Raw genomic sequence first — 14,865 nt, 5'->3', positions numbered from 1 at the left:
ACTGAATTAAAAGCTCGCAAAGGCTTTTCACTTAGCGCAGTGCATTGGAATATTTCAAAGGTAAATTATGCTGAACTTCAAAAATTTAAAGAAATATTATTATTTAATTTGAATCGAGCTCAAATTCGTATTGTAATTCTTTTTTGATTTTTTTCCAGTAGTTGAAAAAGGAGGGGAAATTACCTTCCAAAGTTGAAAGTGATTTTCTCTTTTCACTATTTCCCTGATAAAGATTATTGGTTGGATGTTCTTTGTAATAAATGTTTTCAGTAGAAATAATAACATTTAAATCAGAAAATTCTCCAACAAAAATTTTAAGGTCGGGAATATTTTTAGAAAGATCCAAAGCAAAGTTCAGAACTTTTTGAGAAACAGGATGTTTTTCAAAAAAAGATGGTTCGAGAAGAAGTACTTTTTGAAATTCTTCGTCTTTGTGCCATAAATGATCAAGATTATAATAATTGAATAGCATTGTTTTTTCATTTAAAATTTCGTCAATCTTTGATTGATCCAAAGAAGTTTTTAAAGTAAACTGCTCAGTTTCTTTTAAAATTTCGGGCGTTTTTAAAGTTTCAAATGCTGAGTAATCGACATCTAAAAAGGTATTTTTCTGAGTTCCACCAAAATATTTATTCAGGTTATCCTGATTCGCAACATATTTCTTTTTGGAGAAACTTCCGGCGACCCATTGCCAACTTAAATGATTGCTCGCCAAATCTCCATCTAGTAAATGACTATAAAGCCATTTCGCAGGTTCCGACCAATGACAATGCGCAATGTTACAACAAACGGATGCGAGATACATTCGCAAATGGTTGTGAAGATAACCAGTTTCGTAGAGGGTTTTTATGGCTTCATCTAAAATTTCGATACTAGTTTCGCCTTTTAAAATAGCGGTTGGAATTCCGTGATTTTCTACATTTTCCTGTGATTGTTTAAGATCAGAGAAAATTTGGTCTCCTTCCATTTTCCAGACATTTTGAAAAAAATCGCGCCACGCCAATTCCTGAACTAATCTCTCGACTTCAAACCATTCTAAATTTAAAGTTTTTAAATGCTCAAAAATGTCGCGCGTAGAAATAGCACCTCGGGAAATGTAGGGACTGAGTTTTGTGACTGTGCCGTTTTTGAAATTTCTGGTGATGCCATATTGGATGGGATCAATTTCTTGAATTCTTTTCTGAATGGAGGTAAAATCTGTTGGAAAATCGATGGCAGGATTATTTGATTATTAAAAGATATGTTCCAAAAACAGAACTGGATTAAATTTATAAAATTAATTTGGGTTTACGGAGATCTGTTAGTAAATATTTGAAGTTATGCCTAAAAAAATCCATCTTCAAAAAGGTAGATTTAGTTTAATTATTTTTCTTCGATCATTATTGATTTTCAATTTTTATGGGCATTGAAAAAAGATTGTTTTTTCGATTGCTTTCGAAATATTTATGGTCAGGATCAATCTCAATTTCTAAAAAGTAGTTTCCGTTTTTCATGTCTTTTGGTAAAGTTAAAAACTGACCTTCGTACATTAATCCGTAATAATCATATCCGCCTACTGCGATGCCCTGTTTCATAAGTTCGCAACCAGAATAGTCGCCCAATCCGTAATTTATTAGATCGCTTCCGTATTGTTTTTTATTTATTATACTGTTTTGGTCGTTTTCGTTAAGCATTCCATTTGTAAAAAGGCAATAGCTTACTTTACCTCCTTTTGAAACAATGACTCTTTTCCCATTTATATCTTTCACCAACCTCATTTCAATCCAGTCATCCACATGATAATGTTCGTGTCCCAGCATTTTTTCGTAATAAATAGAACCGGATCTTCTATTTTCAGATATAAATTTGTTTCCTTCCAACGAATATATTTTTTGAAAAAGCGGAAAGCGTTTTTCGGATTTCTGCAAATTGAATTTCTGAGTGTTCATCTGTAAAGTATCTGGAAAAACCTCTAAAGGACCGGAACCGATATTGGCTATGGCAACAGAAATTTTAAGCTGAGAAGGATAATGTTCATCATCTTTTGAAAATTCCTGAAATTGAGTTTTTGTGAAATATGGAACAATGACCAAATCGGGTAGTAATTCTTTTGTTCCAATGTCATTACTGCAAAATTCAGGGGTCAAGAAGTTACAAACTCTCTTACTTTTAATCATTGCGGGCTGATTACCAAACGTTATTTTCACCTCATCCAGAAAACCTTTCTCTTCTGCCTTTAAGTCCTCGATTAATAACTTCCAAGTTCCGTTTGGATTTTGACTGTTGTTGAAATAGGCAAATTGTCCGTCGGGAATGTAGTTTCCAGTGAAAGGATTTTTTCCGGTATTAATTAGTCCATTTTTACCAAATTGAGAAAATTTTGTGTTTATATAATCTTTTCCAGTTAATCCGCCATTTCTGTTGGTCACCCAGGAGGTTGTTCCGTCGGGAGCCTGCAGTTGAATTTTTAAATCACTGGTTCTATTGTGATGAAGCGTTATTTCTACACTTTCCAGACCGAATATTCCGTTAATATTCATTGGTAATCCAGAAACTTCCAGGAGAATTTCTTGGGTAAATGCCTCTTTAAAATTGTCATAGAGTTCTACATTTTTAGCGGTAAATATTTGAGCATTTATATTTATTGATAGAACAAGGCTAAAAAAAACATAAACAGACCCTTGTAGAAAGTGCCTGTTTAAAAGTTTAATTTTCAGTATTTGCATTTGTTTTTAAAATTTACTATAAATCTACCGTAAAACATTTTAAATTTTCTTTTTCACAACAGTTAACATCACGGATTATAATTTTTACGCAAATCTCTGCTCTTAAATCACAACAGTCTAAACCTGTTGTTTGGGGCAATGCCAGAGAGAATGATAAATTTCCTGGCATAGAAATAATTCCAGAATTTTTAAAAACTACTTCTCTATTATCTATCGTTTCTGAATTATTTGAAGCTATTCCCATTAAAGAAAGAAATGCTCTTTGTATGCTGCCCCAAGTTTTTGGAGTGTTTTTGCAAAGGATGCAGTTTTCATTTCCCGTGGAAGAAACTAATCTAAATTCTTCTACCAATAAACGAACTTCAGATACGGGAGTACTGTTATTGATTACAAAATTGGCAGAAACAAGACCGTTTTTATATACAGGATTACCTTGAGAAATTACACTCGCATTCCCACCACAATCACTACACGGTGGAGGACAAACAATTACTAGAGGGATCATGATTGGCGGGCAATTTTTATTACCACATTTAGGCGTTATGGAGATGGTATAACTTCCACAAGACAAACTTTTAATGATGCGTTGATTTAAGTCTAAAGAAGTACCGGTTCCCAAAGATACTGGCTTGCCCGCAGTCATTAATTCATAACTAAAACTTGGGTCGCACGTTCCTTCACATTTATAATGAGGAAATATTACGCCAGTAGATTCACCTTGGTTAAAAATTAAAGGTGGAACGGGAGGAAGTGGTGGAGCAGAAGAATTAACCCACCATTGTTCATTATCGTTAAGAGTAATTGACTCCCAACTGCCACATTCACAAGCTGCACAAACAGCAGGTTTTCTGTAAATTTCAATATCACCAAGTTTTATTTTGTCATAATACACCAAGTTATCATCAGCGTCAATCCATAGTGAAGTTGCTAAAGTGCCACCGGTTGCAGCCATACCCTGAACTCCATAAACTAAATTATTATTACTAGAATATGTACTTACGTAACTATTGTTAATGTAATCTGAAGTAAAGTAAACAGAGGAATTACATTCATAATCTGCATTTGTTTTTAAAATGTTATCAGAATAACTTACTCCACCTACCGCGTTAGTATTGCCTCCAAGAAATCCTGTACAAGAATTGGCGGTTCCAAGCAAAACTCCGGAAGGAAATAGATTTGGTGTATTTATCCAAGTATTTGAACCCAAGGGAATGTTTTCAAATTCTACAACTTTTGAATTGTGCGGAGCGAGCTCGCCAAAACTTTTCCAACTTTGTTGTCCGATCAACATCTTTTTACCATCATTTGTAAAGGCGATATCTGATATCACTGGTAAGTTTACACAGCCCGATCCGTTCCATTGACTAGCAGGCACATTGATGTTTGGGATAGATATTAAAGTTTCTGTTCCGGGAATAAAATTGCCTGTAGCGTCCAGATCGACGGAATAGATTTCGTTATTACCATAACCTCCTGCTAAATTTGTATTATTATAAGTTGAAACTTTGGAATAGTATAATTTCGACAAACTTGCTGAAATTTTACGTATTGCTAAACCGTAGGGTTTTTCATTTACATCGTCATTCGCTCTACCAAATTTGGGATTAAATGCAGGTTGATTACTCCAAAGGGTAGAAGTATTAGTTGCTCCAATTAATCTGTGAATCTCACCTGTTTCAAAGTCAGAAACGTAGATGTTTTCAATTGATCCAAATTTCGCAAATTTCAAATTTCCTAGAGATTTTGAACTATTAGAGGTGCCTGTGCCAGAAATATTATTAAAATCAAAAACGAGCGAATGAGATCCTGCACCAGATGCACTACCGTCGAGTCTCCAAATTTTCCTGAAATTGAGAGCACCAGACCAGCTATAAATCTGTGTAGAAGAAACGTAAATATTCGGTTGTATATTTTCATCCAAAGTAATTCCGAAAACAGTACCAAGTGTTGAACCGCCCCAATTTGGAGCACTCCAGTTGGCGGGTTTGGTTCCAGGAGGTGTCATTGTTGGCGTATTCCAGTTCTGTCCCAGTGGTGCCGTTGCTGTGTTATGAGTTTTAATAATTTGAACTACTTTACCAGTAGAAGCTCCATTAAAACTGCTGTTGTGTGTAATAACACCATCTCCAAATGTTAATGGGAGTTGTCCAGAGCCCTTAAAATTAATTATCAATAAAGCTAAAAAGAATATATATTTAAAATTTGTCATGATTTTAGTTTTTAATATTTTTAATTTAAAATTGCATCTGCAGGATTTCTACGCGGAACCCGTGGATTGTGAATTATTTTGCATTCTCCTCTCTGATAACTATATTCAAAGACCTGACTGCACATTTTACACACCCCATTTTGGTCTCTGTACGTATAGGTATATCTAATTTTAAATTTTATTTTTTCGCAGCAGCATTTCAAAGTAGAAAGTGGTGGCAAACTGATTGAAGTATTAAATGAATATCTATTTGGGTTTGCAAAATAAAGGGTGTGGTGCGTATTTCCAGTAACAGAACCTGTGGTATTTCCAAAAGTGCCAAAAGAATTTCCAGCGCGACCCCCGATAAAGTTTCCCCATTGGTTGCTGTCTCTATCACATTTCATGCATTCATCACTTACTTCTCTACTGAAAAAAATTATTTCTGCTTTTGCCGCTATGATTGTAGATGCAGTTGCAGGATTCATATCCCACCAATTTTGCTGTATGGTTAAAGAATTTCCTGCAATACTATAAGTTGCACCCGGAGTGGGATCTGAATCAAAATCTGCTTTTTGATCACAAAAATCACATATGCAAGACTTTAGCTCTCCCATTTCTGTATCCGTGCTGAGGAGAAAGGTGTTACCAACCTGATGGCCAGAGATAGAAGCGTAAACAGTTCCCGTGTATGTTCCTGTGTAACTAAAATTTCCCGTAAAAGTTTGTATTGCTCCTGAGGCTATGATCAGAGTAGGAGACGGTGAAACTGAAAATCCGCTAACCGTGCCTGTCGAACTTGTAAAGGCGGGAATACTAGTAATGTTGATCGCGTTTGATCCTACATTCTGAACTTTAAATGTATATGAATAATCTCCAAATTTCTCTTTACAATTAGTAGTTAGAGAAATTGTTTTTAGTGCAGATGAAGAAACCATAAAATTACTCATTGCTACTCCACATTCGTTAATAATTACCATCTTATATGCACCTTCCGTTAATTTTCCTTTTTCAATCGTCGCTTCTATGATTGAGCCACTTTGTTTTGAAGAAATTGATATCGGTTTAAATCCTGTTTCTTTTGCCTCCTTCTCAAAACTGTTTGATAGCAGACTCGTACTATACGTATTAAATAGTTCTTTACTATTTTCCTTCTTTGTAAAAAACGTTTTATCATTTGAGATTTTATAAACTTGAATATTTAAGTTTTCTTTTTTAGATCGATTTTCAGTGTTTATTCTTATTTTAATGGGTTCTTCAATATTTTGATTACTTCCATTGTTTGGATATATTATTTTTAAACAGGAAAAATCATCTTTTGATTCTTTCTTAATATAAGTCGCAGTGAAAATATCTTTACCATCTTCATCAGATTCATTATCGTTATTGGTTGCTACCTGCTGCTTAATATTGCTTCTTGATTTATTGATATTAGCTTTTGCAGGTTCGGGTTTTTGTGGATTATCAGCCGAATCAACAGGATTCGTATTAATTTGTTGCTTAATACTACTGCGTGATTTGTTAATATTAGCTTTTGCGGGAGTGGGATTCTCTCCAGATCCATTATTTCCGCCAAAGGAATAACTTAAACCCACACTTGCACTGAAAGCATTATAGGAAGTTTTTACAACGTCACCCGTTACTTTTGTTCCTAGATCAAGTTGCTGTTGCTCATATTGTCCTTCCTGATTGGTCTTTCCCAAAGGAACCAAAGTAGTGACCTGAGTATTTATTTTTGGACCAAAAACATAAGCGCCGTCCGCGAAAATTCCTAAACTTTTAGAGATAAAATATTGCAGTCTTATTTTTGGAGTAATTGCCAAACCACTGGTCTTAGTTTCTGGCAACGTTAATAAATTGTATTCTTTCAGTTTTCCATTGATCTCGCTGGACTGTATAATATTCAACTCATTCTGGGTCATGGAAAAATATTCCGCTAAGATCATCGGCGCAAAAATAAACCGCTCACTAAAGTTGAAATTGACTTGTGGACCACCGCCAAACCGCAAACCAGTCTGTTGAGAACTGGATGTTTTATACGCAACATTTGAAGAAGTCTGTCCAATGATATTAATAGCATTGGGTAACATTACTTCAGGATCACCACTTGCTCCAAAATTGTAAGTACCACCGATGTTAATACCAAAATTTCCACCTTTCACCGTTCCGTCCCAATCTTTTCTGAAAAGAGAAAAAGGAATAAATGCATCTGCACTAATTCCTGATGAATTCAGAACATAAACATCTTTGCTTGTAGAATTAGGCATCGTATTATTGTAACCAATAGACAGACTTCCTCCTTTTACAACGCCATCCCAACCTTTTCTCTGATTATCCTGCGCCTGCAAAATACAAACGGCACTCAGGAAGCAGAACATTACAAATTTTTGTATCGTTTTCATAGTTGTGATTTTTAGTCTTTAATAAATTTTGTTCGGACGGATCCATCATCAGATAAAATCTCAATGAGGTAAGTGCCTTTTGTTAAGATGGAGACATCCAGAATTTCAGAATTTGTTTTGCTGATTTTTACAACTCTTCCCACAGAATCATAGATGATAATACCTCTTATGTTTTTAGCATTTTTAATGATTATTCTATCTGTAGCAGGGTTTGGATAAACTGAAATTTTTTCAGTGCTTATTTCTCCGGTCTGTAAAGTGACGGAAGTAGTGTAGGCAATATTGTCCAGCACAAAATATCTTGCCTGATTTGAAGAAGCAGAAAATTCTACGTAGTAATTTCCCGCAATCGCAATTGGTAAATTTAAGGTCGTGCAGGAATTTGTCGGGGGTAGACCATATATTTGGGTATTATTGCTGCAGCTGGTTCCGCCGTTGTAATAAGCGATGAGGTTACCACTGGTATCTCTAACTCTTACATCTGGACTTCCCATCGGTTGGTAACCCATCATAGGGTCAAACGAGACATTGGTGAAGCTGTACTGAATGGAAAGATTTCCGGAAGGAACAGGGAAAGTCGAAGATTTTAAATAAAAGGTATTGGTGTAAATTCCAGATTGGTTCACTTGCATATACCCGGCTGTAGCACTCATACTGAAGGTTGCAGGACTTATGCTCCATCCGGTCGTGCCGCTGCTGAAATCTCCGTTAGGAACCTGCGCAAAGTTAAAACCACACAGCAGCAGTAAAAGAAATCTAAAACTTTTCATCATTAATTTTTTCTGTAGTGTTTTCATAATCTCAATTTTAAATTGATTTTCATCATTTGTGTTTACAAAGATTATTTTTTTAGGCACAAAAAAAAATCCCTAAAAATAGGGATGAAATAGAGTAGATTTTTTTGGATCAGGTGTTTTTATAGTACCAGGCGATGGCTTCACCCAAAGAGGAAATATGTAGTTTTTCGTAAATATGTTTGGTGTGGGAATTTACGGTAGAATAGCTGACTCCCAATTGATCTGCAACCATTTTGTAGCTGTTTCCCTGCGCCAGAGATTTCAGAACTTCCTGTTCTTTTACTGTTAGAATTTCTATATTTTTTTTTGGAGAAAAATAATCCAGAACACACTTTGCAATAGCAGGATTCATAGCGGCTCCTCCCTGATAAACTTCTTCTATGGCCTGAAGAATTTTCGTTGGGCTGTCGGATTTTAAGATATAACCGCTCGCACCATTAGAAATACTTTCAAAAATTTTATCACTGTCGTCAAAAGCAGTTTGTATTAAAACTTTGATGTGTGGGAATTTGGACTTGATGATTTTTAAACCCTCAATTCCATCTACGATCGGCATGTTAATGTCCATCAACACAACATCTGGCGTAAATTTCATCATTTCTACCAGTACATTTTCGCAGTTTTCTGCATCACCGATATATTCTAAATTATCGCTCAGCGAAATAAGCGCCTGCAAACTGTGGAGACGTTCTTTACTGTCATCATATGCAAAAATTCGGATCATAACGTGGGAAAATTGTTTAGCAAAGTTAGGTGGAAAAGTCCATTTTTTATTCCCTAATTATAGGGAGAAGAAAAATAAGCTTAGTACCGGTTTCATGATAAATTTTCAAAGTTCCGCCCAGTTCTTCAGCTCTGCGCTTCATGTTCGAAACTCCATTTCCTTTTGTTTCCAGGGTCGAAAATCCAACTCCATCATCTTCAATTTCTAAGATATAATGGTCGTGAGTTTTTTGCAGCACCACGCATGCTTCTTTCGCCTGACTGTGTTTTAAAATATTATTCAGTGCTTCTTTACAAATGAGAATGATATTTTTTCTTACTGAAAAATCTGTGATCTGAGCATCGATGGCGCTGTTGATCAAAATTTCATAATGAATATCTGAACTTCCTAAAATTTCGCTCGTTATTTTTTTGATGCGCGTGCTCAGCGTCATGAATTCGTCTTTCGCAGGTTTTAAACTCCAGACGATATCGCCCATATTTTCGGAAATATTTTTTGCCTGTAATTCTATTTTCTTTAAAATTACCTTTGTTTCCGAGGGATTTTTATCAAATAACTTTTGGGCTACCGCACTGTTGATCTGTAAACTGCTCAAAGATGAACCAACGTCATCATGCAGGTCTGCGGTGATTTTCTCTCTTTGGTTCTGCAGATCTTTTTCGTGATTTAATTTTCTCGTTTGACGAAGCGATTTTGTCCGGTTAATGGAGTAGAATAAAATTGCTGAAGTAAGGAAAGAGAGGATGATCCAAAACCAGATCGCTTTGTAAAAAGGGGTTGCAATATCAAATGATATTTTCAGGAGCTGCTCATTTATTTTATTATTTTGGTCAACGGTGCGGATCTGTATTTTATTCAGGCCATTATTGAGTTGAAGTGTTAGAAAATTACCTTCAATATCATTGAAATTATTACTGTTGATGGAGTACTGGAAGTTTTTAAAATGGCCAGTGATGTCAACTCCCGCCAGTTCCAGAGAAATATTATTTTGATCACTTTTCAACTGATAAATTGAATCCAAAGCAACGGTTTTCTCATTGATCTTAACGGATACTAAATGAGCTTTTATTTTTTGGCTGGAAATAATATTTCGAAAAGGAATTTTGGAAACTCCATTATCAGTTGCTGCATAAATGGTATCGTTTTTAAGATCTAAAAAGTTGACCACATTAGAAGTTAGTCCATCCGAGGTGGTCAATTTTGAAATAGAAGTTTTCCCCCGATCTTTATAATTTAAAATGTAAACTCCCGATTTGGAAGCCATCCAAAGTTGCTGATCAATATTTAAGAGGTTAGAGATATTAGTAGGAATTCTTTTATCGCTCAAATATTTTTGTTGGATTTTTTGATCTTCAACTAAAAAGAGATCTCCCTTGTAAGTACTAATCCAAATTTTAGAAGCAGAAAGCGGTTCAAAATGCTGGATCTTATCATTAGCAAATAAACTGTTGGGCACTGCTAACCGAGGTTTATTAGTCGTTACATCGAAGTGGTACAATCCGTCATTGGCCGAAAAATAAAAGGATTGGTCATCGATCTTTTTTACATCTAAGATCCTTTCCTTAGTAAAATTAAGAATCTCATATTGATCCGTCTGCACATTATATTTGATCAACCCACTTGTCGTCCCTAATATTAGTTCCCGTGGATTTAGTTTGGTTGATGATTTTAGACTTAACAAATTGCCTTTATTAGTGTAGAATCTTATTTTCTTCTTAAAATCAATCAGAACTGCCAGGTCAGAAATCACAAGCGTTTTACCGGAAAAAAAATGAATGTTTCTGATCCAGACTTTATTATCTTTTCTTTCTCCGAAGTTATATTTCGCCTCCGATTTACCCTTCTTCACATAGATCTCGCCCTGATAATTTCCGGCATAGAGTTCGCCGGTTTCAGAAAGTTTTGCAGATAAAAAATTAGTAATTGCAGTTTTTGAGTACGACTCTTTTTTAATGGTTTGATTAGAATAATAGACCAAACCATTATTTACAGTGGATACCCAAACGTTGTTCTTTTTATCAATAAAGGCCGTGTTAACATTAAATTCGCTTTTAATTACAGCGCGCAGATTCAGGGTTTCTTCATCGTAAATGTAAATGGTACCAGTATTAGAAATTACGCTCATTTTATCTCCGGAAAACTTAAACCATTTAATGACTTCCGGAACATCAATCTGCAGCATTTCATAATGAAGCGGATCCAGATTATTAAATTTAATCTTTGATACTCCCTTTTCCGCAAAACGATATAAACTACTATTGTTACTGTATTGTAAATAGGAGGTTTCATAATCCCCAAATTTTATTGCTCCTAAATTTTTAGAATTCTGAAAAAACCTGATTGCTGCATAATTCCTATTTCCAACAGGTTGAATTTCATTTTTTACAGTCACCAATCGATTATTCAAATAAAGTTGTGAAAAACTCTGTATCCTTTCCTGCTCGCTGGTTTTTACTTTGTTAATGATTTTCCCTTTGCTAAAGACGAATGATCCAATATAGTTCTGAAAAAATAAATCATTTTCCCGAATGGGATAAGCGACAGTGAAAATTGCGTTGCTTACCTCCGCGACATGTTTGTCATTTTCTAAACAGATAAACCGATTTAGTTTTTCATCAAAATAACTCGGCGCCTGCTTATAACAATTCACCCAAATGGTGCCGTCATTCTGCTTAAATACGTGAATTACATCATTAGAAGGTAAGCCATCTTTTGTGGTATAATTAATAAATCTCTTACCATCAAACCTAGCGATTCCATTATCCGTAGCAACCCAGAGAAATCCATTGTAATCCTGAATAACTTCATAAACCAGATTGCTTGGTAAACCGTCTTTGGTGCTGAAAGTATTGGTGAGATTATAGTTTTGACCATAGAAATTTGGTCCGAAATTCAGAAATAATAAATAGAATAGATATGAGTAGATGTTTTTTATAATGTTTTGAATATGAATAAACTAATGTAATAAAATTATCGCTTCAAATTCAATATTGGAAAATATTCATTTGCAAAAAACTTCAAAATTCCCAAGAGTTATTAGACTTAATTAAAAAGCCAACTCCGAAAAGTTGGCTTAAAGTCTTACGTATTGAATCGAAAATCACATCAATTTCTCCTTCAAATATTGTGCAGTAAAGGAGGTTTTATTTTTTATCAGATCTTCCGGAGTTCCAGTGAAAACGATTTCTCCCCCATGTTTTCCGGCTCCCGGACCAATATCGATAATATAATCTGCCGTTTTAATAATGTCGGGTTGATGTTCAATTACGATCACCGAATGTCCCAGTTCGATTAAGGCCTGTAAAGATTTCAGCAATTTATTAATATCATGAAAATGCAGTCCTGTTGAAGGTTCATCAAAAATAAATAGTGATTTATCCGTCGTTACGCCTTTCACTAAAAACGACGCCAGTTTAACTCGTTGCGCTTCACCGCCGGAAAGGGTAGAGGAGCTTTGCCCCAACTGAAGATAACCCAAACCAACTTCCTGCAAAGGTTTCAGCTTTGTAACAATTTTATCCTGTTTATTTTCTTTAAAGAACTCCAGAGCTTCATCTACCGTCATGTGAAGAATATCCGAAATATTTTTCTCGTCGAATCTAATTTCGAGGATTTCTTCTTTAAAACGCGTTCCGCGACAGGTTTCACATTCGAGTTCAATATCTGCCATAAACTGCATGGATACGGTGATTACACCTTCTCCTTTGCAATCGTCGCATCTTCCGCCGTCCACATTAAAAGAGAAATGTTTTGGCTTTAAATTTTGAATTTTTGCTAATTTCTGTTTCGAATATAGATCGCGAATATCATCGTAGGCTTTCAAGTAAGTTACCGGATTCGAACGGGATGATTTCCCGATCGGATTTTGATCGATGAGTTCGATATTTTTAATGAGTTTCGCTGGAAATTCAACAGAATCGTAATCTCCTTTTTTACCGCCCATTCCCAGTTGAATCTGAATTTCATTGGTCAGGATCTCTTTCATTAAAGTTGATTTTCCGCTTCCTGAAACTCCTGAAATAACAACGAGACATTCCAGCGGAATATCAACATCAATATTTTGTAAGTTGTTTTGGCGGGCGCCTTTAATATGAATCCATTCTTTCGGTTTTCTGCGGCTTTCCGGAACTTTTATTTCTAATTTTCCGGTTAAATACTGCGCCGTTAAAGAATCTGAATCTTTCAGTTCCTTAAAATGACCGGCAAAAACCAGGTCGCCGCCTAAATAACCAGCTTCGGGACCAATATCAACAATATAATCTGCAGCTTTCATCACATCTTCATCATGTTCGACCACGATAACGGTATTTCCCAGATCGCGCAGATTTTTCAATACTTCAATTAAGTTTTCAGTGTCTTTGGAATGCAGACCGATCGAAGGTTCATCTAAAATATAAATAGATCCAACCAAAGAACTTCCTAAACTTGTCGCCAGATTAATTCGCTGACTTTCGCCACCGGAAAGCGTGTTCGACGTTCGGTTGACGGTTAAATATCCCAATCCCACTTTCTCTAAAAATGCTAGACGAGTGGTGATTTCGTAAAGCAAACGTTTTGCAATTTCCGCATCATGTTTGTTCAGTTTTAAGGATTTTACGAGTGGTAAAAATTCATCGAGCGGAAGTTCGATCATGGACTGAATATTGTGTCCATCGATCTTCACCCATTTCGTTTCTTCGCGCAAACGCAACCCTTCGCAAGTGTGACACAAGGTTTTCCCGCGATACCTGGAAAGCATAACGCGGTACTGAATTTTATATAAATTTCCCTCCAGCATTTTGAAGAAATTATTGATCGAAGGAAAACTTTTTGTTTCATCGCCTTTCCATAAATAATTTTTTTGCTCTTTTGTCAGTTGAAAATAAGGTTTGTGAATCGGGAAATTTTTATTTTTCTTGATGAAATCTTTCTTCCATTCGCTCATACTTTCACCGCGCCAGCTTGCCACAGCATCTTCGAAAACAGAAAGATTTTTATTTGGGATCACCAGATCTTCATCAATTCCAATTACTTTTCCATAACCTTCACATTCCGGACAAGCGCCGTAAGGATTATTAAAACTGAAAAAGTGAACATTCGGCTCCATAAATTCAATACCGTCGAGCTCAAATTTATTAGAGAATTCTGTGATTTTATTGCTTTCAATATTTTTTAAAGAGCAGTAACCGTGACCTTCATAAAAAGCCATTTGAATAGAATCTGCCAGTCTTTGCAGAAAACTTTCGTTTTCTTCATAACTGAAACGGTCTATAACCAACTGAATTTGCATGTCCTTTTCCGGCACGAAACCGAAACTCTCCAGATCTTCAATTCCTGCCACATTTTGATTAACTTCTAATCTTGTAAAACCAGAAACCTTCAACGTTTTTAGAAGTTCAGAAAACTGAGCCACTTCAAAATTCAAAGGACTTCTCAATAGAAAAGTCTGATTTTCATTTTTCTTGATGAAGTTAATAACGTCGGTAACTGAATCTTTTTTTACTTCCTGTCCGGAAACCGGGGAATAAGTTCGGCCAACTCTGGCGAAAAATAATTTTAAATAATCGTAAACCTCTGTAGAAGTTCCAACGGTAGAACGGGGATTGGACGAAATCACTTTCTGCTGAATCGCGATCGAAGGCGCTAAACCTTTGATATCATCTACTTTAGGTTTTTCTAATTTTCCGAGAAATTGCCGCGCATAAGAACTCAGACTTTCTACATATCTTCGCTGTCCTTCGGCGTAAATCGTATCAAATGCGAGGGATGATTTTCCGCTTCCCGACACTCCTGTGATCACAATGAGTTTGTTCTTCGGCAGAAGTACATCAATGTGTTTCAGATTGTTAAGGTGCGCGTTCTTTACGAAAAGTTGTTTCTTTATATCGATTTCGGTCATTGTAGGCATGGGTAATATTGAGACTTACAAAAATACAGATTTTTTAAAAGAAAATTTTTAATATTATTCACAATAAAATTTGGATTGTATTGATTTTTTTTTAATATTTGTACAACAAATAAGTAATAATATCATGAAAAAACTATTCAATGATTTGATTACACATTTGAT

General features: G+C 35.4%; 8 protein-coding genes and 1 pseudogene. All 9 read right to left on the bottom strand.

Annotation, left to right across the window (positions count from 1 at the left end):
• Window positions 1–103 precede the first annotated feature (103 nt).
• The 9 genes and pseudogenes from ACZ9HT_RS08765 to uvrA all read right to left on the bottom strand — a co-directional run bounded on the left by ACZ9HT_RS08765 (window position 104) and on the right by uvrA (window position 14,703).
• Window positions 104–1,003, bottom strand: coding sequence for an FAD-binding domain-containing protein (locus ACZ9HT_RS08765; RefSeq protein ID WP_476040099.1), 900 nt, complete (start codon window positions 1,001–1,003; stop codon window positions 104–106).
• Between the two features lie 376 nt (window positions 1,004–1,379).
• Entirely contained in the window at window positions 1,380–2,705 is a 1,326-nt protein-coding gene (locus ACZ9HT_RS08760) for a proprotein convertase P-domain-containing protein (protein ID WP_476040098.1), read from the bottom strand.
• A 16-nt stretch (window positions 2,706–2,721) separates the two neighbouring features.
• Complete coding sequence (locus tag ACZ9HT_RS08755) at window positions 2,722–4,914, bottom strand: hypothetical protein (protein ID WP_476040097.1); 2,193 nt, start codon at window positions 4,912–4,914, stop codon at window positions 2,722–2,724.
• A gap of 20 nt (window positions 4,915–4,934) precedes the next feature.
• Window positions 4,935–7,295 carry a hypothetical protein gene (locus tag ACZ9HT_RS08750; RefSeq protein ID WP_476040096.1) on the bottom strand — a complete coding sequence of 787 codons (2,361 nt, stop codon included), beginning with the start codon at window positions 7,293–7,295 and terminating at the stop codon, window positions 4,935–4,937.
• A gap of 11 nt (window positions 7,296–7,306) precedes the next feature.
• Complete coding sequence (locus ACZ9HT_RS08745) at window positions 7,307–8,092, bottom strand: T9SS type A sorting domain-containing protein (protein WP_476040095.1); 786 nt, start codon at window positions 8,090–8,092, stop codon at window positions 7,307–7,309.
• 109 nt (window positions 8,093–8,201) lie between these two features.
• A complete protein-coding gene (locus tag ACZ9HT_RS08740; protein ID WP_476040094.1) occupies window positions 8,202–8,816 on the bottom strand; it encodes a response regulator in 615 nt (204 codons plus the stop codon).
• 46 nt (window positions 8,817–8,862) lie between these two features.
• Entirely contained in the window at window positions 8,863–11,466 is a 2,604-nt protein-coding gene (locus ACZ9HT_RS08735; protein WP_476040093.1) for a sensor histidine kinase, read from the bottom strand.
• Between the two features lie 117 nt (window positions 11,467–11,583).
• Window positions 11,584–11,712 (bottom strand): annotated as a pseudogene (locus tag ACZ9HT_RS08730) (hypothetical protein); the annotation flags it as partial.
• Window positions 11,713–11,916: 204 nt separating this feature from the next.
• Window positions 11,917–14,703, bottom strand: coding sequence for an excinuclease ABC subunit UvrA (gene uvrA / locus ACZ9HT_RS08725; protein ID WP_476040092.1), 2,787 nt, complete (start codon window positions 14,701–14,703; stop codon window positions 11,917–11,919).
• Window positions 14,704–14,865: the final 162 nt, after the last annotated feature.

The organism is Chryseobacterium sp. UYP7 (genome assembly GCF_056279225.1).
Note: the sequence above shows the minus strand (reverse complement) of the source record. Positions and strands in the feature narration are given on the sequence as shown.

Bases quoted from the DNA above. Each gene is read 5' to 3' on its own strand.
- ACZ9HT_RS08745 (WP_476040095.1), bottom strand. From the start codon at position 8,092: ATGAAAACACTACAGAAAAAATTAATGATGAAAAGTTTTAGATTTCTT.
- ACZ9HT_RS08740 (WP_476040094.1), bottom strand. From the start codon at position 8,816: ATGATCCGAATTTTTGCATATGATGACAGTAAAGAACGTCTCCACAGT.
- ACZ9HT_RS08760 (WP_476040098.1), bottom strand. From the start codon at position 2,705: ATGCAAATACTGAAAATTAAACTTTTAAACAGGCACTTTCTACAAGGG.
- ACZ9HT_RS08750 (WP_476040096.1), bottom strand. From the start codon at position 7,295: ATGAAAACGATACAAAAATTTGTAATGTTCTGCTTCCTGAGTGCCGTT.
- uvrA (WP_476040092.1), bottom strand. From the start codon at position 14,703: ATGCCTACAATGACCGAAATCGATATAAAGAAACAACTTTTCGTAAAG.
- ACZ9HT_RS08755 (WP_476040097.1), bottom strand. From the start codon at position 4,914: ATGACAAATTTTAAATATATATTCTTTTTAGCTTTATTGATAATTAAT.